This window comes from Croceibacter sp. (assembly GCF_002716225.1).
In the GTDB taxonomy this organism is placed as follows: Bacteria; Bacteroidota; Bacteroidia; order Flavobacteriales; family Flavobacteriaceae; genus Croceibacter; species Croceibacter atlanticus.
Genome location: NZ_PAZX01000010.1, coordinates 119,953 through 142,097, shown reverse-complemented (window position 1 = coordinate 142,097; position 22,145 = coordinate 119,953). Strand labels below are relative to the sequence as shown.

Sequence of the window (22,145 nt, the reverse complement as noted above, 5' to 3'; positions counted from 1 at the left end):
CTACCTTGAAAATTCAAAAATCAAATTGCATTTAAGACTCTTCGATTAAAGACAATGAACACCAAAGACCTCCTAAAAAAAGTACGTAAAATTGAAATTAAAACACGTCGCCTTAGCGATCACGTGTTTGGTGGCGAGTACCACAGTACTTTTAAAGGTCGTGGTATGACGTTTAGTGAAGTGCGCCAATATCAATTTGGAGATGATGTAAGGAGTATAGATTGGAATGTAACGGCAAGGTATAATGAGCCTTTTGTTAAGATTTTTGAAGAAGAACGTGAGTTAACCATGGTTTTAATGGTAGATATATCTGGTTCAGAATTCTTTGGTACAAACCAAGCGTTTAAAAAAGATATAATCACAGAAATTTCAGCAACCTTAGCATTTTCGGCAACACAGAATAATGATAAAATAGGATTGCTTTTATTTTCTGATGAAATCGAACTTTTTATACCTCCAAAAAAAGGACGTTCACATGTCTTGAGAATAATAAGAGAACTTATAGAGTTTAAGCCACAAAGTAAAAAGACAGACATTACAAAAGCTTTAAAATACTTATCTAACATGCTTAAGAAAAAAGCTATCGTTTTTGTCTTATCAGATTTTATGACAGATGGTTATGAGCAAACAATGAAAATTGTAGGTAAAAAACATGATGTTACAGGTATTCGCGTGTATGATGAAAAAGAAGAAGCTATTCCTAATTTAGGAATGGTGCAAATGCAAGATGAAGAAACTGGAGAGTTGTTATTGGTAAATACAGGATCTAAGACTGTAAGAGTTAATTATGCCAAACATTATAATGAGCGTGTAAATTACTTTGAAAACACATTTAGAAGAAGTGGGTCTGGCGTAATACATACGCGTACAGATGAGAGCTATGTAAAGAAATTATTGGGTTATTTTAAAAGAAGAGCTTAAATGATGAATGAAAACTTAAAAATGGATATAAACAAAGTGTTTTCAACTTCGGTTAGGACACTTACCGCTATTTTCGTTTCGCTTTTCGCCATTACCTATTCATTTTCTCAAGAAGTAAACGCTACTATAGATTCAACTTCAATAAAAATAGGAGAACAGATAACGTATAGCATTCAGGTAGAAACAGACTCAACCAATGTGGTTGTGTTTCCCGAAGGACAAACATTTGCTCCTATGGAAATGGTGGAAAGTTTGTTGGCAGATACAACACGACTAGAAAAACGTTTTAGACTCTTAAAGGAATACCGCTTAACACAATTTGATTCTGGTAGTTATACCATCCCGCAACAAAGAGTTATGATTAATGATAGGGTCATACTAACAGACTCTATGCGAGTTGTAGTTGCAGATGTAGCTGTAGATACAACTAAGCAGAAGATGTATCCTATAAAACCATCTGTCGAGGTACCTAGTCGTTTTCAAATACCAACTTGGATATGGTGGTTGCTTCTTATAGCTATGGTTGTAGCTAGCTTGTTATTTTTAATCTTTAGAAGACAGAAGAAAAAAGCAGAAGCAGAAGTAAAAATTCCTCCATTTGAAAAAGCAATGCTTGAGTTACAAGCGTTGGATAAGTCTGATTTGCTTAAAAATCAAGACTACAAAAACTACTATTCCCGATTAACAGATTCTGCACGTCGCTTTATAGATGAAAAAGTAGACGATCATGCAATGGAGCGAACAACAGAAGAGTTAATCGCTTTAATGGAAGCAAAAAAACAACAAGGAAAGTTAGATCTGTCTCAAGAAACAATTAAGGATTTCAAACAAATTTTAATGCGTGCAGATTTAGCGAAATTTGCAAAAATGAATCCAAATGAAGGCGTTGTAAAAGCAGACAGATTAAGAGTTGAAGATATTATTAAAGATACAAAAGCTGCAATTCCAGAACCTACATTAGAAGAGTTAGAGAACACTATAGAGTTTCAAGAAGCTAAAGCTAAAAAGCGAAAACGTAAACAGATTATAATTTCTGTTATAGTTGGTCTCTTTGTATTAGTTGTATTCTTTGTTAGTTTAATTGTAATAAAAGGAACAGATTATATAAAAGATAGCTTTATTGGTCATCCTACTAAAGAACTTCTGCAAGGTGATTGGGTAAGAAGTGATTATGGTTATCCATCAGTAGCAATTACAACACCAAAAGTATTGGTAAGAAAAGATGCAGCTTTGCCTAAAGAAGTAGAGCAAGTTGTTAAGGACAATCAATTATTTACTTATGGTAGTCTTATAAACGGGTTTTACGTATATGTTAACACAACATCGTTTAAGCAGGAACAAAAAGACGTAGATAAAAGTGCAATTGTACAAGCTAATTTAGGAATGCTAGAGCAACAAGGTGCTAATAATATGTTTGTAAAAGAAGATGAGTTTACTACAGCAAACGGTATTAAAGGACTAAAAGCTTATGGTACGTTTACATTTTCTAAAGAGCAAGGAAACTTTACGGGTCAAAAATCTGCGTTTCAATTACTGGTATTTAATAATAACATTGGTATGCAACAAATAATGGTTGTAAATGGTGAGAATGATGAAGCTGGTGAAGAAATATCAAACCGTATTATTAATAGTATCGAACTTCAAAAAAGTGCTCAGTAATGTTAGATAATTTTGTTTTCGAAAATCCGCAGTGGTTCTGGTTGTTCTTAATAATGCCAGTACTAATTGCTTGGTACATTATTAAAAGAGGTAAACAAACTGCAGAGCTAAAAATATCTACTATAAAAGGTTTTAAAGTAAAGCAAAGCTGGTTGGTAAACATAAGACCGCTACTATTTGTGTTGCGCCTATTAGCATTAGCATTTTTAATAACTGCAATGGCAAGACCTCGTACGGTAGATGTTTCAACTAAAACTAAGACCACAAAAGGTATAGATATCGTTATGGCTATTGATGTTTCTGCGAGTATGTTAGCAAGAGACCTTAGACCAAATAGACTGGAAGCTTTAAAAGATGTTGCTTCAGAGTTTATACAAGGACGTCCTAACGATCGTATAGGTATTGTTCTATATGCTGGAGAAAGCTACACAAAAACACCTATTACGAGTGATAAAAGTATAGTGCTTGGCGCTTTAAATGATGTAAAGTTTAGTGAAGTTCTTGAGAATGGTACTGCTATAGGTATGGGATTAGCAACATCTGTTAACAGACTAAAAGACAGTAAAGCTTTAAGTAAGGTTATAATCTTACTTACCGATGGTGTAAACAATTCTGGTACAATAGACCCTAAGTTAGCAAGTGAGTTAGCTGTGGAGTACGGCATTAAAACCTACACTATTGGTATTGGTAGTAATGGTATGGCATTATCTCCAATTGGTATAAAGTCTAATGGGCAATTTCAATATGGCAATCAGAAAGTAGAAATAGATGAAGACCTTTTAAAACAAATCGCTACTGCAACTGGTGGTCAATATTTTAGAGCTACTAACAATCAGAAATTAGAAGCTATTTATGAAGAGATAAATAAGCTGGAAAAAACAGAAGTAGAAGAGTTTAAATTTTATAACTACAAAGAGCTTTTTAGATCTTTAGTATTAGCGGCATTAGGATTAATAGTTGTTGAGGTGTTATTAAGGTTTACAATTTTTAGAAGTTTTGTATAAATGGTATTAGAGGAACACATATATTTTTGGTTGTTGGCAATTGTACCAGTATTACTACTGCTATTAATTGCTGCATTAATCTGGAAAAAACGCAAACAATCTCAGTTTGCAGACAAAGACTTGCTTAAAAAGCTAAGCCCAAACCAATCTGTTTTTAAAACAATTTTAAAAATAGTTGTACTGTGCTTGGCTATTGCCTGTTTAACAATTGCATTAGTAAATCCTAAGATTGGCACGAAATTAGAAACAGTAAAACGAGAAGGTGTTGATGTTGTTTTCGCAATTGATGTGTCTAAGAGTATGCTAGCAGAAGACGTTGCTCCTAACCGCTTAGAGAAGTCTCAACAGTTGGTCACACAAATTATAAATAGTTTGGCTAGTGATCGTGTAGGTATTATTGCATATGCAGGAAGTGCTTTTCCGCAATTGCCCATTACCACAGATTACGCAAGTGCTAAGATGTTCTTGCAAAATATGAATACAGATATGTTGAGTAGTCAAGGTACAGCTATAAATGAGGCAATTCAACTAGCTAAAACCTACTATAATGATGATGAGCAAACTAATCGTGTGCTATTTATTATTAGTGATGGAGAAGACCATGAAGGCGATTCTGTAAACATTGCAGAAGAAGCAAGTGAAGAAGGTATAAGAATCTTTACCATTGGTGTAGGTACAACAAAAGGAGGCAGAATACCAATTAAACGCAATGGTGTTGTGCTTAATTATAAGAAAGATCAAAATGATCAGACTGTAATTACAAGGCTACAGGAAGAAACATTAAAAGATATTGCTAAAGAGGCTAATGGTGAGTATATATATAATAACATCACTAAGGAAACCGTAGAGAAAGTAACAGAAATCCTTCAAAATATGGATAAGAAAGAGTTTGAAGCTAAGCAGTTTGCAGATTTTAAAGACCAGTTTCAGTGGTTTTTAGGCTTCGGAATTTTCTTTTTAGTTTTAGAAGTATTTTTGCTGGAACGAAGAACAAGTTGGCTTAAAAAATTGAATTTGTTCAACGAAAAACAAATAGATTAAATACATGAAGCATATCATTACATATGTAATTCTTTTAGCAGCTACGTTAACTGGATACTCCCAAAATGCCAAGAAGGAAATTGAAACAGATTTTAATACCTACTTAACTGCTATAATCAATAAAAAATTTGAAACAGCTATAGAGTATACAGCAGAAGGTATTTTTGAGCTAATCCCAAGAGAACAATTACTGGTTGCAATGCAAAGCGCTTTTAATTCAGAGTCTATGAATTTTAGGTTTGATAATACTAATATTAAGGACATTAATGAACCAGAACTCATAAACGAGAAGTATTATGCTACACTTAGCTACTCAAATGATATGTATATTGGTTTTGTAGACAACTCTGTGGAAGATTCAGAAGATGAAGAACTGCAAGAAAAAAAGGAGTTACAACAAAGTATGATGTTAGTATCATTTTATAAAAACTTTGGTGAAGAGAATGTGACGTATTTAGAAGATAAAGACCAATATAAAATAAGCGTTCAAAAACGTGTAATAGCAGAATCTCCAAATGGTATAACTAATTGGAAGTTTATAGTAGTAGAGAAGAATATGAAACCAATTTTAGAAATGTTTCTGCCTTCAGAAATTATTGAAAAATTATAATAAAAAACAAAATTAAACGAATGCTGTTTAAGGCATTCAAACCTATATAAATTAACAACAATGAAAACTAAACACAACGTATCTCTTATACTAAGTTTGCTATGTGCTTTGGTGTTCACTATTACCACGCAGGCACAACAAAAAACTAAAGAGCAACTAAAGCAAGAGCAAGAAGCTCAAGATTTATTAAATGAAGCTCAGGACTATCTTGCAGAAGATAATTTTCCGCTTGCAGAGGCTTCATATAGAAAAGCTATTGCTAAAAATCCTAATAATCAAGAAGCTAAATATAATTTAGGAAACTTATATTACACTAAGGATAAGGTAAGTGAAGCAGGTGAAAAGTATGTTACAGCAGAAACAGCTTCAGAAGAAAAAGAATTAAAACATAAAAGCGCCCATAATTTAGGGAACACATTTATGCGCGATAAAAAATACGCCAAAGCTGTTGAAGCTTATAAGCAAGCTTTAAGAAACAATCCAAATGATGATGAAACGCGTTACAATCTTGCTTTGGCCAAAAGCTTATTAGAAAAAGAGCAGAAAGATGGTGGTGGCGGTAATGATGATAAGAAGAACGAAGAGCAAAATAAAGACAAGGATAAGCAAGACGATCAAGAGAAGAAAGAAGGAGATCAAGGCGAAAAAGATAAAGACGATAAAGGTGAAGAAAGTGAAGATGGTAATGAAGGAGATGATAAAGAAAACAAGGAAGACCAAGGCAATAAAGACGAAAGTGAAGAAGGAAAGCCTAAGGACGATAAAAAAGATGATGGTAAAAATAACGACGGTAAGGAAAAGAAAGAACAACAACAGCCTCAACAAGGTAAAGGGCAGCTTAGCCCCCAACAAATACAGAACCTGTTAGAAACTATGGCCAACCAAGAAGCAAAGGTTCAGGAAAAATTAAATGCTAAGAAAGCGAAAGCTGCAAAAGTAAAAACAGAAAAAGATTGGTAATGCAATTAAAACATGTCTTATTAATTTGCTTGGTTTTAATAGGGGCAAACACCTTTGCTCAAATTTCTTTTGAAGCCAGTGTGAGTAAAACTAAACTAGGTGTTAATGAACGCTTAAGTGTAGAGTTTACCATGAACAAAGATGGAGATAACTTTAATCCTCCAGAGTTTACAGGGTTTAGAAAAGTTGGAGGTCCGTACCAATCTGTTAGCCAAAGCTGGATAAATGGTAAGAGTACTTATAAGAAAAGTTATAAGTATTTTTTAGAGCCAACAGCTACTGGTAATTTCACTATACAACAAGCTGTAATAGATATAGAAGGAACTACTTATAAGACAACACCCATAAAAATAACGGTTACAAATGCTGTAGAAAATCCTACAGATGGAAATAATGCCAGCGTTGTGGCAGATGATAATATACATTTAGTTGCAGAGGTTTCTAAAACCAACCCATATTTAAATGAAGGCGTTACAGTTACCTATAAGTTATATGTAAGCCCATCTACTTCTGTAAGTAATTGGCGTGAAATAGCGAGTCCTAAATATGCAGATTTTTGGAGCCAGAGCATAGATATAAAGCAACTTAAAGTACAAAATGGCACATATCAAGGAGAACAATATCGCTATGTAACACTAAGGAAAACAGTATTGTATCCTCAAAAATCTGGAAAGTTAGAAATTGAGCCACTATCATTATCTATAGATGTAGATGTGCCTTCAAACAGACGAGATATTTTTGGAGGACGTTTGTTTGAAACAGTAAAGAAAAATGTGAGTGCAGGTAAACGAATTATAGATGTTAAGCCACTTCCTGCAGAAGGAAAACCTTCAAACTTTACAAATGCTGTAGGTAAATTTAATTTTGAAGTTACCACAAACAAAACAGAGCTAGAGGCTACAGAAAGCCTAGATGCTGTGGTTAAAATTTCAGGTAACGGAAATCTTTCAATGTTTAATTTCCCAGAACTTGTTGTGCCTAGCTCATTAGAAGTTTTTGAGCCTCAACGTAAAGAGAGAGTTTCAACTACTGTTAACGGCATGCGAGGTAGTGTTGAAGAAACATATACTATAATTCCAAACTATAAAGGTAAGTACCCTATTTCTCCAATTAGCTTTTCATATTTCGACCTAGAAACTGAAACTTATAAAACAATAACGTCAAAAGAAATTGTGATCGATGTACTTTCGGGTCCAGAAAATACTGGAAATGCAACGGCAACAGGTGTAACTTCGGGCAACAACAAACAAGCAGTTGTTACTACAGGTACTCCGTTTAGGTTTATTAAACAAAACGCCAATTTAAAAGCAATTGGTGATCAGGCCTTTTTTAAGAGTATTGGCTTCTGGATATTATTGTTAGGACCATTGGCACTTATACCACTAGCTATAATATTTGGTAAGAAACGAGAGGAGCGAGCTAATGATGTTAGAGGAAACCGAATTAGAAAAGCAGATAAATTAGCTAGAAAGTATTTAAGTGATGCTAAGAAAAAACTAGGAGACCAAAAACCGTTTTATGAAAGTTTAGAGCGCGCTTTACACAATTATTTAAAAGCAAAATTAAACATTCAAACTAGTGAGATGAGTAAGGATAGGATACAACGTTTATTAAAAGAACGTGGCGCAGATGAAGCATCTAGTATTGAATATATCTCATTATTGGAAAATTGTGAATTTGCAAGATATACTCCAAGTAGCAATACCGCAATGCAACAGGATTATGATAAGGCAAGCAGAATTATTTCTCAAATAGATAAACAAATGTAAGGATATGGATGGCGCACAAAACACATATAATCTTAGTAAGATAGTTGTAGTTCTTGCAATGTTTGTTTCAAGCCTTGGCTTTGCTAAAACTCTTAAATACGTTTGTACAGAAAATGGGTTGCCATTAAAAGAAGTGCCAAGTGCAGATTCTAAAGATGTAGATGTATTGGATTATGGTACAGAAGTAGAAATTCTTGACGAAAAAGGCGAGTTCTCAAAAATTAGATTCTACAGATTTTTTGAACATATCTTAGGCTACGTATTAACATCAGAGTTGTCTTCAGAAAAGATAGATAAACGTATAAAGATACAGTTTAATGATGCTGTTGTTTATATAGAAGATGTTAGGTTGTTATCTAAAAACAATACGTTTAATGCAGAAGATAAGGTAACGGTAAAGGTGTCTTATGGAGACTCTCCATTTAATAAATGGGTACGTGTACAGCCAGAACGCAATGTAAACGTAAAAGTATACCAGCGCGTAGAAAAAAGCCTTGTTGTTTTTGATGAGCAACCATTTTGCGATTTATCCGGAAGCTATACGTTTAAAAGTGATTGGAGATTAATGCCTCCACTTTTAGAAGATAATACGTTTACATCACTTAAAGATGAGGTAGAAGATGAGACTTTCAAAGAAAAAATATCTGTAGCAGAAATCAAAGATGATCTGAGAAGACTTTGTAGCCAAAAGGTAGCAAATATGATAAACCCATTCAAAACACTCACAGAAAACGGTATTGGTATAAAGTCACAAAATGTTTGGTACAAAGTAGTGTTAACAGATGAGAATGGTAAAACCACAGAAAAGATAATAGAGTTTAATTTAATGGTAGGATGTTAATTTAGGATTATGAAGTTTGTAACTATAATATGTGCCCTTTTTATTACAACTGTTACCATTGCACAGTCTGAGTCGCTTTTTAATGAAGCTAACCAAGCCTATGCAAATGAAAACTATGAAGAGGCTATATCTAAATACCAATCTATCCTTAAAGATGGATACGAAAGCACATCTGTATATTATAACTTAGGAAATTCTCATTATAAATTAAATAATGTTGGACCTAGCGTTTATTATTTTGAAAAAGCTCTTAAGCTAGATCCTAATGATGCAGATGTAACAAACAACTTGGCTTACGCAAGACAAATGACTATTGATGCTATAGATGAGGTTCCTAAAACTGGAGTTTCTAAAATTGTAAACTCTGTTATTGCTACTTTAAGCGTAAATGGTTGGGCTTGGCTTGCTGTATTAGCTTCAATTTCTTTTGTGGTGTTAATACTTCTTTATTACTTCTCTAGAGCATCATTAAAAAAACGATTGTTCTTTATTGGCGGCAGTTTAGCGTTTTTAATTGCAATATGTGCAGTTGTATTTGCTTACCAACAGCAATCTGTGTTGGAACAAAAAAGTTTTGGTATTATCTTTCCAGAAGAAGTTGTTGTAAGAAGTGAGCCTAATTCAAGAAGCGAACAGCTATTCTTATTACATGAAGGTACTAAGGCTAAAATTTTAGAAGATTTTGATTCTTGGAGAAAAATTGAATTAGCAGACGGCAAACAAGGTTGGCTGTTAAAAACTGAATTAAAGGCACTTTGATGATAGCTTTAACATTAGTTTAAATGTTAATTTTTTTAAATTCAATACTTTTGCATTTCATAAATTTTTAGAGTTGATAAAGTTTAAAGCATTCATATTTCTCATAGGGTTTTTAGCCTTTACAATTGTACCTACATTGTCTCTTATATTTGATCAAGAGGTAATGAGTGTCGTTGTAATTGAGGAAGAAAACTGCAAAAACAAATTAGACTTTAAAGATTACAGTCATTCTGAAAATGATGTTGTATTTAAGTATTATGATTTCTTAGATACAGACAAACAATACTTCAAATACAATTGCACATTTGTATCTGTGTATATAGATACGGCATATCCGCCACCAAAATTCTCATAATATATTTAGTCACAACAAGCTAGCTTTCTCTTAATAAGGTTGTCTTGTTGCCATTATTATTTATTAAAAACAACAGAAAGATAAAAGTCTTTCTGCATTAAAATATATTATATGTTTAAGAATTTAAAGCACGATTTTCCAGCTAGTGTCGTGGTATTTTTTGTTGCTATTCCTCTTTGTCTTGGTATAGCATTAGCTAGTGGAGCACCACTATTTTCAGGCTTAATTGCAGGTATTATCGGTGGTATTGTAGTTGGAGCCATTAGTGGTTCTAGTTTAGGGGTAAGTGGTCCTGCAGCAGGTCTTGCCGCTATTGTACTAGCTGCAATTGCAAGTTTAGGGAGTTATGAAAACTTCTTAGTAGCTGTAGTTTTAGGTGGAGCAATTCAAATTGTTTTTGGTCTTCTAAAAGGTGGTATAATAGGATATTACTTTCCGTCATCCGTAATTAAGGGTATGCTAACAGGTATTGGTATTATCATTGTACTTAAGCAAATTCCTCATTTCTTTGGTTATGATGCAGATCCAGAAGGAGATTGGGCATTTTTACAAATGGACGGTGAAAATACATTTTCTGAATTAGGAAATATTATTGGTAATATAAGTCCTGGCGCTACTTTAATAGCAGTTATTGCTATGGTAATTTTAATATTATGGGAAGCAGTTTTATCTAAAAAAGGTAAAATATTTCAATTAGTACAAGGACCTTTAGTAGCAGTATTTGCAGGTATTGTTTATTTTGTAACTACTCAAGATATTTCAGGTTGGAGTATTAGTCAAGAACACTTAGTGAGTGTTCCTATTCCAGATGATTTTGACTCATTCCTAGGTCAGTTTACCTTCCCAAATTTTGGTGTTATTGGTAATCCAGATGTTTGGATAACAGCATTTACAATTGCTTTAGTAGCAAGTTTAGAAACACTACTTTGTGTTGAGGCTACAGATAAGTTAGACCCTAAGAAAAGAACAACACCTACTAACAGAGAGTTATTTGCACAAGGTACAGGTAACATGATATCTGGTTTAATTGGTGGTCTACCAATTACACAGGTAATTGTAAGAAGTTCGGCTAACATACAGTCTGGTGGACAAACAAAATTATCAGCAATCCTTCACGGTTTCTTATTATTAATATCTGTTATATTAATCCCTAATATTCTAAACCTTATTCCTTTATCTGTATTGGCAGCTATTCTATTCTTAGTAGGATATAAATTAGCTAAGCCATCTACCTTTAAAAGAATGTTTGTTTTAGGTTGGAAACAATTTGTACCATTTATAGTTACTGTAATAGGTATTGTGTTTGGAGATTTATTAATTGGTATTAGTTTAGGACTTGCAATTGGTATTGTAGTAATTGTAATAAAAAGCTACCAAAACTCTCACTTTTTACATATCGAAGAACCATCAAATGGTAAAAACCATGTTAAGATGACTCTTGCAGAAGAAGTTACTTTTATTAATAAAGGAGCAATTTTGAAAGAATTAAACAATCTTGAGAGTAATTCATTCTTAGAAATTGATACGAGAAAGGCTAAATATTTAGATCATGATATTATTGAGATATTAGACGATTTTAAATTTAGAGCAGAAGAGCGTAACATTCATATAAAGATTATTTCTGAGAGAGGAATCACAGAAAACCCAGAAAGCTACGAGCAGTTCTTTAATCAAGAGAAAAAACAACCTTTTAGACGAGGAGCCTAATAATTACCATATCTACTGACAGGCATCAGTAGTTATGGTTTTTAATTGATGCAATTATGAGTTTGTGTTTTACACAACTATTTAAAATTGAAAACTAATCTTTTAAGTAAAATTAATTTAATGATAACGTTCAAACATTTTAAAGGCGATCTTTTTGGTGGTCTTACAGCAGGAGTAGTAGCATTGCCATTAGCTTTAGCATTTGGAGTACAATCTGGAATGGGAGCAGCTGCAGGACTTTACGGTGCGATAGCAGTTGGTATATTTGCTGCCGCCTTTGGAGGTACACAAACACAAGCCAGTGGCCCTACAGGTCCTATGACTGTTGTGACAGCAGCGCTTGTTGTCGCTGCAATAGAGCTTACAGGAAGTCTTGAAGCTGGTATGGGTATAATTTTAGCAACATTCGTTTTTGCTGGGCTTATCCAAATTGTTTTTGGCTTTCTTAATATTGCAGGTTATGTAAAATACTTTCCCTATCCGGTAATCTCTGGATTTATGAGTGGTATTGGTTTGATTATCATTATTCTTCAAATATTTCCATTTGTTGGACTAGACTCTGCCAAGTCTACCATAAAAATCATGAAGGATTTACCAAGATTATTTGCAGAGTTTAATCCACAAGCACTTCTGTTAGGAAGTATTACTATAGCTGTGTATATAATTTGGCCTAAAATTAATAAAGCTATTCCTACAGCACTTGTAGCACTAATTGTAGCGACTTTAATAGGCTATTTTTTCAATTTTGATGTTCCTTTAATTAAGGACATAGGTGAGATACCTTCATTCCTAGAATTAAAAATTGATACAATTCTTGGAATAGATTTAAACGCTTTTTCCATTATTTTAGAGTATGCATTTATCCTTGCTTTACTAGGTAGTATTGATTCATTGTTAACCTCAGTAATAGCAGATAGTATGACTAAAACCAAGCACAACTCAAACAGAGAGCTTATAGGGCAAGGTATTGGTAATGCAATAGGTGGTCTTATAGGTGGTATTCCTGGTGCTGGTGCTACAAAAGGTACTGTTGTAAATATAAACGCTGGTGGCACAACACGTCTTTCAGGTATGATTCACGGCTTGTTCTTATTAGCTGTATTATTAGGACTTGGGTTTTTAGCTTCTGAAATACCACTTTGTGTACTAGCTGGTATTCTTATTCCAATAGGATTTAAGATTATAGATATTAAAGGATTAAAGCATCTTTTAAAAGTACCTAAGGGCGACGCATTTGTAATGATTCTTGTGTTATTAATGACCACTTTTGGAAGCCTAATTCAAGCTGTAGGAATTGGTGTGGCATTAGCCTGCTTACTGTTTATGAAGAAGTCTGGTGATATGGCAGAAAGAGGACTTACTACAGGAACACTATCTGATATTGATGACAATGACTCCAAGTGGAAAACTGAAGGTAATTTTTACGAGACCAACAAAGAAAAAATTCTCATCAAAAGATTATATGGGCCATTGTTTTTTGGATTTACTTCCTATTTTAAAGATGAAGTAAAACGAAACTCAAAAGACAAGAGTGTTGTGATCTTTAGAATGGATCGTGTCCCTTATATTGATCAATCTGGTGTATATGCTTTAGAAGATATTATAACAGATCTTGAAGGAAAGGGAATCGAAGTCCTATTAGTAGGTCTTGATACTCAGCCTCGAAAAATGTTGGAAGCTGTAGGTATTATACCAAAGCTTATCCAAGAACAGGATATTTTTGATACTATATATGATTGCTTGGAGTACTTAAAACTTCAATTATCAGATTAACTTTTAAAATTTATTGTATACTTTCATAGTTTGTGAAAGTAAAATTTAAAAAGCACCTCAGTCTTTATAAACTGAGGTGCTTTTATATTTTGAATTATTTTTCTTCACCAATGTATCTTTTATCCTTATCCAGGATATCCCTATTCTTTGCCTCCTTCAAAATTGAGGGTAATACTAAAGGAGCTATTTTAGACACTGGAGCGTAGAGAACAGAACTGTCTAGCTTTTCTTGTTCTATTAAAGAATTGTTGCTATTAACTGCTTCAAAAAATAGTATAATTACACTAGCCAAAAATGCCATTTTTATTACCCCAAATGCACCACCAAGCAATTTATTTAAAATACCAAGAGCAATGATATTTGCCAATTTTGTAAGTAATTTCCCGGCAAGAGAAATAATTACAATAATTATGATAAAGGTTACAGCAAATGCAGCAAGGTTTATATAATTTTCTTCCCAATCAACATGTTCAGCAATAAAAGAGCTAGCATAATATGAAAAGTGAATAGCGCCAAAAATACCTGCAATTAATGCAACCAAAGAAGCTAATTCAATAAAAAAGCCTTTCATAAAACCTCTTACAAGCCCTAGTAATAGGAATATCCCTAAAATAATATCTATAAAATTCATATCTCAAATATAGGTAATTATGCGCTTCAACTTAAGTATCTTTGCACTATGGCAAGAGATGAAGAATTAAAGCAACGTTGGCAACAAGTTGTAGATAAGCTTTCTGCACAATTTGCAGATGGCGAGGTATTAGATTTAGATGCAATTATCTATCTAATTGGTGTACAAGAATTAGGTAAACCTCACGATAAATATAAAAAAGACCATAAGATAGATTTAATGCACATTGCAATATGCAGGCTACTTGAACCTTATGGTTATTATGAATTTGAATTTTTTGATGATGATGGCTGGCCTCATTACAAAGTACTAGACCAGCTACCAAATTTAAAAGCTGGTGAGCAGAGTGTTTTAATGAAAGAAGCTATAGTTACATATTTTTTAGAGAAAGCGTATATTTCATAATATAACCTCGTACTATAATATTATGCTACAAAACCAAAGTCATTTATTTAATTTACCTAAAGACATTACCTATTTAAATGGTGCATATATGTCTCCACAGTTAAAATCTGTAAGTGAAGTTGGTGTAGATATGGTGCACTTAAAAGAACAACCTTTTAATGTTACCTCAGAACATTTTTTTGATGCACGTACAACGTTAAGAAAACGCTTTGCAGAACTTATTTCTGCAGATAATTATGAACATACAGCCATTATTCCATCAGTTTCTTATGGTATGGCTAATGTTGCTCAAAATTGCAATTTAAAGCGCGATGATGAAGTTATTTTAATTAATGAGCAGTTTCCTAGTAACGTATATGTTTGGCAGCACGAGGCAAAAAAAGTAGGTGCTAAGATTGTTTCTGTAGAGGCGCCCGATACCTTTATAAATCGTGGTAAATTGTGGAACGATTCAATTCTCAAAAGTATTACCAAAAAAACCAAAGTAGTTTCACTTGCGCATTCTCATTGGGCAGATGGCACGTTATTTAATTTAAAGGCTATTAGAGAAGCTACTCACAGTGTAGGTGCCAAATTAGTTGTAGATGGTACACAGAGTGTTGGAGCTTTACCTTTTTCTATAAAAGAGTTTAATGTAGATGCACTTATTTGTGGAGGATACAAGTGGCTACTAGGACCATATGGACTTGGTATGGCGTATTATGCAGATTCACTTTGTAATGGCAATCCTATTGAACATAATTGGATGAACAGACTAGGTAGCGAAGATTTCACAAACTTGGTAAACTATCAAGAACACTTTCAACCAAAGGCTGGTCGTTATTCAGTTGGAGAAAGTAGTAATTTTATATTAACGCCAATGCTTACTACTGCTTTAGAACAGTTATTATCATGGAAACCACAACATATTCAGGATTACTGTAACTCTATTTCTTCTGAAGCTGTAAATACATTAAGAAGTAAAGGTTGTTTTATTGAAGATGATGCATATAGATCTCAACATTTATTTGGTATTTATTTACCAAAACATATGGATTTAAATGTGTTGAAGAAAAGGTTGGAAGACGCTAAAGTTGTTGTGTCTTATCGTGGTAATGCAATAAGAGTATCACCACATGTTTATAATACTACTGAAGATTTTGAAAGGTTAGTAGCACAATTTTAAATCGTCTTATTTGCCGTTACTTAAATAGAGGTGCACATTTGTAATACTGTTTCAAAAATGCATAAAAGCATCTTCTAAATGCTCTACAGTAGTGCCTAGTTTATTTTTAACAATAGCGACAATATCAAATCTAATTTCAACATCATCTTCTATATCCTCTATATAGTTATTTATTGCGCTAACTAATAAGCCTATTTGTTTTGGTTTTACAAATTCCTGTGGGTTTCCAAATTCTGAAGTACTTCTTGTTTTTACCTCAACAACACAAATTACATTTCCTATTCTAGCTATAATATCAATTTCAGCTTTTAAATACCGATAATTGGTTTCGAGTATAGTATAGCCTTTGTCGCTTAAAAAGCGTACTGCAAGTTTTTCACCTTCTTTACCTAACTCATTATGTTGTGCCATAACTAAAGATAGCAAAATAGATTGTATGTTGTTATAAATGACAAATGCGAATAATCAATTAAGATTATCCGCATTTTAATTAACACAAATTAAATAGTAAGTTCTAGAACATTACTAGGTCTTTAGGTTATGAACCGCACATTAAGCAGTCATCACCTTGAGCATCTTTAGATTGTTGGATTATTGCTTTTAATTCCTCTGGAGATAACTCTTCGGTATTTTCAGTATTACTCACATTGTCAAATAAAACTGGTTGTGTCTTTGCAACTTCTGGTGCTTGTACAGTTTGTGCTTGTGGTTCTAACTGTGTTTTTGCTTGTTGTAATGTTTCAGCAGCTTTAGCAGCAACCTCTTGTTGTTGTGGTTGTGGTTCTGCTTTTTTAGCTTTTTCAACTGTAAACTTAATTGCATCAACAGCAGCTTTAGTTCTCAAGTAATACATACCTGTTTTTAAGCCGTTTTTCCAAGCGTAAAAGTGCATAGATGTAAGCTTAGCGTAGTTCGCATTTTCCATAAAGAGGTTAAGCGACTGGCTTTGGTCTATAAAGTAACCTCTGTGGCGAGACATATCTATAATGTCTTTCATAGATAGCTCATATACAGTTTTGTAAAGCTCTTTTAAATCCTGAGGAATACCATCTATATTTTGAATAGAACCATTTGCACGCATAATAGCATTCTTAAGGTCGTTATTCCAAAGACCTAGATTCACTAAATCTTCTAGTAGGTGCTTGTTAACAACAATAAACTCTCCAGATAATACACGTCTTGTATAGATGTTAGATGTATATGGCTCAAAAGCTTCATTGTTCCCTAATATTTGAGATGTAGATGCAGTTGGCATAGGTGCAACTAATAATGAGTTACGAACACCATTTTCTAACACTTTTTGTCTTAAACCTGCCCAATCCCATCGGCCACTAAGTTCTTCGTCTTTAATTCCCCATAAGTTGTATTGAAATTCTCCTTTGCTTATTGGAGAACCTTCGTAAGAAGAATATGGTCCTTCTTCTTTTGCTAACTCCATAGATGCTGTAACAGCAGCAAAATAAAGTGTCTCAAAGATCTCTTGATTTAACGTCTTGGCTTCATCACTTGTAAATGGCATACGCAGCATAATAAATGCATCTGCTAAACCTTGAATACCTAATCCTACAGGACGATGGCGGAAGTTAGAGTTTTCTGCTTCTTTAACAGGATAGTAATTTCTATCTATTACCTTGTTAAGGTTTTTAGTTACACGTTTTGTTATTCTGAATAATTCTTTATGATCAAAAGCACCATTCTTTACAAACATTGGTAATGCTATAGAGGCTAGGTTACATACCGCTACTTCATCTGGACTTGTGTACTCCATAATTTCGGTACATAAGTTAGAAGAACGAATTGTACCTAAATTTTTCTGGTTAGATTTACGGTTAGCTGCATCTTTATAAAGCATGTAAGGTGTTCCGGTCTCAATTTGAGATTCAAGAATTTTCTCCCAAAGTACACGTGCTTTAATAGTCTTACGTCCTTTGTTCTCAGATTCGTACTTCAAATAAAGTTCATCAAACTCTTCACTGTGAACGTTAAATAGATTTGGGCACTCATTAGGACACATTAATGTCCAGTTGCCATCTTCTTCTACACGCTTCATGAATAAATCTGGAATCCACATTGCGTAAAATAAATCTCTTGCACGCATTTCTTCTTTACCATGATTCTTTTTAAGATCTAGAAAATCGAAAATATCTGCGTGCCAAGGCTCTATATAAATTGCAAATGAACCTTTACGTTTTCCACCACCTTGGTCTACGTATCTTGCTGTGTCGTTATAAACTTGCAGCATAGGCACTATACCGTTAGATGTTCCGTTTGTTCCAGAGATATAAGAACCTGTTGCTCTTACATTATGAATTGATAATCCAATGCCTCCTGCAGATTGTGAAATCTTTGCTGTTTGCTTTAGTGTATCGTAAATACCATCTATACTATCATCCTGCATAGTTAACAGGAAGCAAGAAGACATTTGTGGTTTTGGTGTTCCAGAATTAAATAGAGTAGGAGTGGCGTGTGTAAAATATTTTTTAGACATAAGCTCATATGTTTCTATGGCTGCATCTAAATCATCTAAATGAATACCTACAGAAACACGCATTAACATATGCTGTGGACGTTCAGCAATTTTTCCGTTAAGTTTAAGTAAGTAAGAACGCTCTAATGTTTTAAAACCAAAATAGTCATAACCATAGTCACGGTTATAAATAATGGTGCTGTCTAGCCTGTCTTTATTGTCTTGTATAACCTTATACACTTCATCAGACAATAATGGTGCTTTTTTACCTGTACGAGGATTTACATATTCGTAAAGGTCTGTCATAACCTCACTAAACGTCTTTTTAGTGTCTTTGTGAAGGTTAGATACAGAAATACGAGCAGCTAACTTAGCGTAGTCTGGGTGTGATACCGTCATAGATGCCGCTGTCTCTGCTGCAAGGTTATCTAAATCGCTTGTTGTAACACCGTCATAAAGACCTTCAATAACACGCATGGCAACTTTAACAGGATCTACCAACTCGTTTAAGCCGTAACATAATTTTTTTACTCTCGCTGTAATTTTGTCAAACATGACTGGCTCGCGTCTGCCGTCTCTTTTTAATACGTCCATGGTGTTATTGGTTTTGGTTTAGCGGTTTAAGGCTAAGTGATTAATTGTTTTAGCCCAAAAGTTTATAGCTAAAGGGAAATGCCTTCAGCTTTAAAAGGCTAGTGATATTCTATATATATTTAAGACACGTTACCGTGTTGTGTTTAGAAGTTTTAGGCTTCTAGAAGTCTGCGTCGAAACTAATCTTGCTGTTGTCTTTATCTTGATCCATAACACCAGCTTTTTGATAATCTCCTACACGTTTTTCGAAAAAGTTAGTTTTTCCTTGTAGCGATATCATATCCATAAAGTCGAATGGATTTGCTGTGTTGTATTCTTTCTCGCACTCTAATTCAAGTAAAAGTCTATCTGTAACAAACTCTAAATATTGAGTCATTAAGTTAGAATTCATACCTATAAGACTTGCTGGTAGTGATTCTGTAATAAACTCTCTTTCAATATTTAAGGCGTCAACAATAATTTCGCGAATACGCTCTTTTGAAACTTTGTTTACTAAGTGTTTGTTGTGAAGGTGTACTGCAAAATCACAGTGCATACCTTCATCACGAGAAATTAACTCGTTACTAAATGTAAGTCCTGGCATAAGGCCACGTTTCTTTAACCAGAAAATAGAACAGAATGCACCTGAGAAGAAAATACCCTCAACGGCTGCAAATGCAATAAGACGTTCTGCAAAAGAATCTGATTCTATCCATTTTAAAGCCCAATCTGCTTTTTTCTTAATTGCTGGAAAAACCTCGATAGCTCTAAATAGCTGATCTTTCTCTGCTTCGTCTTTTACATACGTATCAATTAAAAGCGAGTAAGTTTCTGAGTGAATGTTTTCCATCATGATTTGAAAACCATAGAAAAACTTAGCTTCACTATATTGAACTTCATTTACAAAGTTTTCTGCTAAATTTTCATTTACTATACCATCACTTGCAGCAAAAAATGCAAGTATGTGTTTAATGAAATAACGCTCGTCGTCATTAAGCTTAGAATTCCAATCTGTAAGATCTTGGTGAAGATCAATTTCTTCTGCAGTCCAAAAACAAGCTTCCATCTTTTTATACCATTCCCAAATGTCATTATGTTGGATTGGAAAGATGACGAATCTGTTTTCGTTTTTCTGTAAAATTGGTTCTACTTGGCTCATGTCTCTAGTGCGTTTTTGCGATTAAAAAGTCACAGATTTGGTTGTGACGATTAGGGACTAACAAATATGTAAAATAGTACGGTTAATATCGAAGAAATGACCCCAACGTTATCCACAAAGTTTTCAACATATCGTATTTGAAAGTGTATGCGGTAATCTCAATAAAAGCGTTTTAAATTACTGGAAAACAAATAATTACGCTAAAAATTATTGAATTCATATTTTCGACTTTAAATCGTTGTTAGCAAGTGTGAACATAGTGTTTCACACGTTTTTTAACAGTCTGAAAATTGATTAAAACTGAAGTGATTTTTGTGTCTTTAAGACCTAAATTTTAACATTTAATGCTTAAAAACAAAATGAGAAGTTTGGAATTAAAGTTTGAGGTGCTCCTCTGCAACTTTCTCTAAATCTTTGTACCAATCTTCACCATATTTTCTTATTAAAGCATCTTTGGTAAATTTATAAACCGGTACCTTAAGTTCTTTACCAAGTGTGCAGGCATCATCACAAATTGGCCATCTATGATAGTTTATTGCAGAAAAACTTGAGTATTTTTTTATCCTAATTGGGTAAAGGTGACATGAAATTGGTTTTCTGTAATCTATTTCGCCTGCGTTGTATGCATCTTCTATACCACAGCCTGCCATGCCATTGTCTTTAAAAGTTACGTAGGCGCACTCTTTACCATTTACTAATGGTGTTTCTAAATCACCCAAAGGGGTTTCAATATATGTGCCTTGTTCTTTGATAGAAGCTATTCCTTCTTCTCTCAAAAAAGGTTTAACTTTTGGGTATATTTTTTTTAAGATATTTACTTCATCTTCTTCAAGCGGTGCACCAGCTTCACCTTCTATACAGCAAGCGCCTTTACAAGAATTAAGGTTGCACACAAAATCTTTCTCTATGATCTCTTCTGAGACTATGGTTTTTCCTAATTGAAACATTTTGCGAAGATACTTTGTCTAAGTGTATTTACCATATAAAATATCTGCAATACTAAACCCTAAAATAGATGCTTAGAATATTTTAATACCTAATTTTGCATCTTAAACTATTTTGAGATGGAGTTAAATTTCAAGGAAATATTTACAGCAACTATGGTATTGTTTGCTGTTATAGATATTATAGGTAATATTCCCATTATACTATCCCTAAGGGATAAAAATGGTCATATACATTCTGAAAAAGCAGCTATAGTTGCAGCTGTAGTAATGATTGTATTTTTATTTTTAGGAGAAAGTATACTATCGCTTATTGGGATTAATGTAAATGAATTTGCTGTTGCTGGTGCTTTTATACTATTTTTTATTGCTTTAGAAATGGTATTAGGAGTTACATTGTTTAAAGAAGATGAAAGTAGCTCAGACCTTGCGGCAATTTTCCCTTTAGCATTTCCTATGTTGGCAGGTCCAGGTAGTCTAACTACTTTGTTATCACTAAGAGCAGAATACTCATTGGCAAATGTAATTGCAGCAATTATTGTAAATATTATAATTGTTTATATTGTACTAAAAACTTCCTCTAGGCTACAACGATTTTTAGGTAAAAACGGAATTATCGTAATACGTAAGGTATTTGGGGTTATTCTATTAGCAATTGCAGTAAAGTTATTTGCAGAAAATATTCAGGAACTTTTTAATTAACAATCATGAAAGTATTTATCTATATACTAATTGTAATAGCACTAGGATTGGCTGGTTATAATATTACGCTATTAGATTTTGAGAGTCTTTTAGAAGGCAACAGTAAGACCGCACTTATTGGTATTTGTGCCTGTTTATGTGTAATTGTATTAATGCTAATACTATTAGTCTCTAAGAAAATAGAGCAGAAATCTAAGTCTATTAAGCGTTAGGCTTAATGCTTATTTCCATAGCATATTCTTTAGGCTCTATTTTAGAACCTTCTTTAGGGTATGGTGTCATGCCTGTAGCAAAATACTTACTGTCTTCAGTTTCAAATAATAGGTAAGGTTTGTTTTTTGTTACATCTTTAGAACTAAAGGTGATATTTATGTCCTTTACAAATTTACCTTTATCGTACATACCTACAATTACAGAAACTTCGCCTGCCCAAATGCATTGTGTGCCTTCTGGACATCTGCTATCATTTGTAACTTGTTTTAACTTTAACATAGTATCACCAAATGGTGTAAGTTGTCCCATTTTAATTTTAGTAAAAGATTCTGTAGCTATTACTTTTTGATTATCTGAGGTAGCAGCTTCTGTTGTTTCTTTTTGTGAGCAACAAGATGTAAATGAAAAGGCTAAAACTAAAACGAGTACATATTTCATAAGGATGGTATTTAAATTGTAGTTAAGAAAATACTATGCCAAATTACTT

At 33.4% G+C, this 22,145-nt stretch carries 22 protein-coding genes; 16 read left to right on the top strand and 6 right to left on the bottom strand.

The annotated features are described in order from the left end of the window. Nucleotides 1-54 precede the first annotated feature (54 nt). The 12 genes from CL818_RS07875 to CL818_RS07820 all read left to right on the top strand — a co-directional run bounded on the left by CL818_RS07875 (nt 55) and on the right by CL818_RS07820 (nt 13,399). Entirely contained in the window at nt 55-921 is an 867-nt protein-coding gene (locus CL818_RS07875; RefSeq protein ID WP_272973004.1) for a DUF58 domain-containing protein, read from the top strand. Continuing rightward, nucleotides 922-2,580 (top strand): DUF4381 domain-containing protein, encoded by a 1,659-nt coding sequence (locus CL818_RS07870; RefSeq protein ID WP_272973005.1) that lies wholly within the window; start codon nt 922-924, stop codon nt 2,578-2,580. Continuing rightward, nucleotides 2,580-3,584, top strand: a complete 1,005-nt coding sequence (locus CL818_RS07865) for a vWA domain-containing protein (RefSeq protein ID WP_272973006.1) — start codon at nt 2,580-2,582, stop codon at nt 3,582-3,584. The genes CL818_RS07870 and CL818_RS07865 overlap by 1 nt, the downstream gene beginning before the upstream one ends. Further along, entirely contained in the window at nt 3,585-4,625 is a 1,041-nt protein-coding gene (locus tag CL818_RS07860) for a VWA domain-containing protein (RefSeq protein WP_013186196.1), read from the top strand. It begins immediately after the preceding gene. 4 nt (nt 4,626-4,629) lie between these two features. Further along, a complete protein-coding gene (locus tag CL818_RS07855; RefSeq protein WP_272973007.1) occupies nt 4,630-5,235 on the top strand; it encodes a hypothetical protein in 606 nt (201 codons plus the stop codon). 60 nt (nt 5,236-5,295) lie between these two features. Further along, nucleotides 5,296-6,195 (top strand): tetratricopeptide repeat protein, encoded by a 900-nt coding sequence (locus CL818_RS07850; RefSeq protein WP_272973008.1) that lies wholly within the window; start codon nt 5,296-5,298, stop codon nt 6,193-6,195. Further along, nucleotides 6,195-7,964, top strand: coding sequence for a BatD family protein (locus CL818_RS07845; protein WP_272973009.1), 1,770 nt, complete (start codon nt 6,195-6,197; stop codon nt 7,962-7,964). Before CL818_RS07850 ends, CL818_RS07845 begins: the two co-directional genes overlap by 1 nt. A 4-nt stretch (nt 7,965-7,968) precedes the next feature. Then, nucleotides 7,969-8,805: an SH3 domain-containing protein gene (locus CL818_RS07840; RefSeq protein ID WP_272973010.1), complete on the top strand. Its 837-nt coding sequence runs from the start codon at nt 7,969-7,971 to the stop codon at nt 8,803-8,805. Between the two features lie 9 nt (nt 8,806-8,814). Beyond that, nucleotides 8,815-9,564 carry a tetratricopeptide repeat protein gene (locus CL818_RS07835; protein ID WP_272973011.1) on the top strand — a complete coding sequence of 250 codons (750 nt, stop codon included), beginning with the start codon at nt 8,815-8,817 and terminating at the stop codon, nt 9,562-9,564. 73 nt (nt 9,565-9,637) lie between these two features. Then, nucleotides 9,638-9,919 carry a hypothetical protein gene (locus CL818_RS07830; protein ID WP_013186190.1) on the top strand — a complete coding sequence of 94 codons (282 nt, stop codon included), beginning with the start codon at nt 9,638-9,640 and terminating at the stop codon, nt 9,917-9,919. Nucleotides 9,920-10,030: 111 nt separating this feature from the next. Beyond that, nucleotides 10,031-11,626: a SulP family inorganic anion transporter gene (locus CL818_RS07825; RefSeq protein WP_272973012.1), complete on the top strand. Its 1,596-nt coding sequence runs from the start codon at nt 10,031-10,033 to the stop codon at nt 11,624-11,626. Nucleotides 11,627-11,746: 120 nt separating this feature from the next. Then, nucleotides 11,747-13,399 carry a SulP family inorganic anion transporter gene (locus tag CL818_RS07820; protein ID WP_013186188.1) on the top strand — a complete coding sequence of 551 codons (1,653 nt, stop codon included), beginning with the start codon at nt 11,747-11,749 and terminating at the stop codon, nt 13,397-13,399. 94 nt (nt 13,400-13,493) lie between these two features. Here CL818_RS07820 and CL818_RS07815 read toward each other — a convergent pair whose 3' ends face one another. Continuing rightward, nucleotides 13,494-14,030 carry a CvpA family protein gene (locus tag CL818_RS07815; protein ID WP_286972587.1) on the bottom strand — a complete coding sequence of 179 codons (537 nt, stop codon included), beginning with the start codon at nt 14,028-14,030 and terminating at the stop codon, nt 13,494-13,496. Nucleotides 14,031-14,078: 48 nt separating this feature from the next. Here CL818_RS07815 and CL818_RS07810 point away from each other — a divergent pair, with 48 nt between their 5' ends. Together CL818_RS07810 and CL818_RS07805 are read left to right on the top strand one after the other, a co-directional pair. After that, the gene (locus CL818_RS07810) at nt 14,079-14,435 is read left to right on the top strand and encodes a hypothetical protein (protein WP_013186186.1); all 357 of its coding nucleotides are present in this window, start codon (nt 14,079-14,081) and stop codon (nt 14,433-14,435) included. A gap of 22 nt (nt 14,436-14,457) precedes the next feature. Further along, nucleotides 14,458-15,600 (top strand): aminotransferase class V-fold PLP-dependent enzyme, encoded by a 1,143-nt coding sequence (locus CL818_RS07805; protein ID WP_272973013.1) that lies wholly within the window; start codon nt 14,458-14,460, stop codon nt 15,598-15,600. Between the two features lie 51 nt (nt 15,601-15,651). Here CL818_RS07805 and CL818_RS07800 read toward each other — a convergent pair whose 3' ends face one another. The 4 genes from CL818_RS07800 to CL818_RS07785 all read right to left on the bottom strand — a co-directional run bounded on the left by CL818_RS07800 (nt 15,652) and on the right by CL818_RS07785 (nt 20,746). Further along, complete coding sequence (locus CL818_RS07800) at nt 15,652-16,011, bottom strand: YraN family protein (RefSeq protein ID WP_013186184.1); 360 nt, start codon at nt 16,009-16,011, stop codon at nt 15,652-15,654. A 127-nt stretch (nt 16,012-16,138) separates the two neighbouring features. After that, a complete protein-coding gene (locus CL818_RS07795; protein WP_286972583.1) occupies nt 16,139-18,661 on the bottom strand; it encodes a ribonucleoside-diphosphate reductase subunit alpha in 2,523 nt (840 codons plus the stop codon). A gap of 160 nt (nt 18,662-18,821) precedes the next feature. After that, on the bottom strand, nt 18,822-19,799 hold the full coding sequence (locus CL818_RS07790; RefSeq protein WP_013186182.1) for a ribonucleotide-diphosphate reductase subunit beta: 978 nt from the start codon (nt 19,797-19,799) through the stop codon (nt 18,822-18,824). A 374-nt stretch (nt 19,800-20,173) separates the two neighbouring features. Continuing rightward, nucleotides 20,174-20,746, bottom strand: coding sequence for a DUF3109 family protein (locus CL818_RS07785; protein WP_013186181.1), 573 nt, complete (start codon nt 20,744-20,746; stop codon nt 20,174-20,176). A gap of 117 nt (nt 20,747-20,863) precedes the next feature. On the opposite strand from CL818_RS07785, the gene CL818_RS07780 reads away from it, so the two are divergent. Both CL818_RS07780 and CL818_RS07775 read left to right on the top strand, forming a co-directional pair. Further along, a complete protein-coding gene (locus CL818_RS07780) occupies nt 20,864-21,445 on the top strand; it encodes a MarC family protein (protein WP_013186180.1) in 582 nt (193 codons plus the stop codon). A gap of 5 nt (nt 21,446-21,450) precedes the next feature. Continuing rightward, nucleotides 21,451-21,657, top strand: a complete 207-nt coding sequence (locus tag CL818_RS07775) for a hypothetical protein (RefSeq protein ID WP_272973014.1) — start codon at nt 21,451-21,453, stop codon at nt 21,655-21,657. On the opposite strand, the gene CL818_RS07770 is transcribed toward CL818_RS07775, so the two are convergent. Beyond that, on the bottom strand, nt 21,647-22,096 hold the full coding sequence (locus CL818_RS07770; protein WP_286972582.1) for a hypothetical protein: 450 nt from the start codon (nt 22,094-22,096) through the stop codon (nt 21,647-21,649). The genes CL818_RS07775 and CL818_RS07770 overlap by 11 nt on opposite strands. Nucleotides 22,097-22,145 lie beyond the last annotated feature (49 nt).

Bases quoted from the DNA above. Each gene is read 5' to 3' on its own strand.
- CL818_RS07875 (WP_272973004.1), top strand. From the start codon at position 55: ATGAACACCAAAGACCTCCTAAAAAAAGTACGTAAAATTGAAATTAAA.
- CL818_RS07870 (WP_272973005.1), top strand. From the start codon at position 922: ATGATGAATGAAAACTTAAAAATGGATATAAACAAAGTGTTTTCAACT.
- CL818_RS07865 (WP_272973006.1), top strand. From the start codon at position 2,580: ATGTTAGATAATTTTGTTTTCGAAAATCCGCAGTGGTTCTGGTTGTTC.
- CL818_RS07860 (WP_013186196.1), top strand. From the start codon at position 3,585: ATGGTATTAGAGGAACACATATATTTTTGGTTGTTGGCAATTGTACCA.
- CL818_RS07855 (WP_272973007.1), top strand. From the start codon at position 4,630: ATGAAGCATATCATTACATATGTAATTCTTTTAGCAGCTACGTTAACT.
- CL818_RS07850 (WP_272973008.1), top strand. From the start codon at position 5,296: ATGAAAACTAAACACAACGTATCTCTTATACTAAGTTTGCTATGTGCT.
- CL818_RS07845 (WP_272973009.1), top strand. From the start codon at position 6,195: ATGCAATTAAAACATGTCTTATTAATTTGCTTGGTTTTAATAGGGGCA.
- CL818_RS07840 (WP_272973010.1), top strand. From the start codon at position 7,969: ATGGATGGCGCACAAAACACATATAATCTTAGTAAGATAGTTGTAGTT.
- CL818_RS07835 (WP_272973011.1), top strand. From the start codon at position 8,815: ATGAAGTTTGTAACTATAATATGTGCCCTTTTTATTACAACTGTTACC.
- CL818_RS07825 (WP_272973012.1), top strand. From the start codon at position 10,031: ATGTTTAAGAATTTAAAGCACGATTTTCCAGCTAGTGTCGTGGTATTT.
- CL818_RS07820 (WP_013186188.1), top strand. From the start codon at position 11,747: ATGATAACGTTCAAACATTTTAAAGGCGATCTTTTTGGTGGTCTTACA.
- CL818_RS07815 (WP_286972587.1), bottom strand. From the start codon at position 14,030: ATGAATTTTATAGATATTATTTTAGGGATATTCCTATTACTAGGGCTT.
- CL818_RS07810 (WP_013186186.1), top strand. From the start codon at position 14,079: ATGGCAAGAGATGAAGAATTAAAGCAACGTTGGCAACAAGTTGTAGAT.
- CL818_RS07805 (WP_272973013.1), top strand. From the start codon at position 14,458: ATGCTACAAAACCAAAGTCATTTATTTAATTTACCTAAAGACATTACC.
- CL818_RS07800 (WP_013186184.1), bottom strand. From the start codon at position 16,011: ATGGCACAACATAATGAGTTAGGTAAAGAAGGTGAAAAACTTGCAGTA.
- CL818_RS07795 (WP_286972583.1), bottom strand. From the start codon at position 18,661: ATGGACGTATTAAAAAGAGACGGCAGACGCGAGCCAGTCATGTTTGAC.
- CL818_RS07790 (WP_013186182.1), bottom strand. From the start codon at position 19,799: ATGAGCCAAGTAGAACCAATTTTACAGAAAAACGAAAACAGATTCGTC.
- CL818_RS07785 (WP_013186181.1), bottom strand. From the start codon at position 20,746: ATGTTTCAATTAGGAAAAACCATAGTCTCAGAAGAGATCATAGAGAAA.
- CL818_RS07780 (WP_013186180.1), top strand. From the start codon at position 20,864: ATGGAGTTAAATTTCAAGGAAATATTTACAGCAACTATGGTATTGTTT.
- CL818_RS07775 (WP_272973014.1), top strand. From the start codon at position 21,451: ATGAAAGTATTTATCTATATACTAATTGTAATAGCACTAGGATTGGCT.
- CL818_RS07770 (WP_286972582.1), bottom strand. From the start codon at position 22,096: ATGAAATATGTACTCGTTTTAGTTTTAGCCTTTTCATTTACATCTTGT.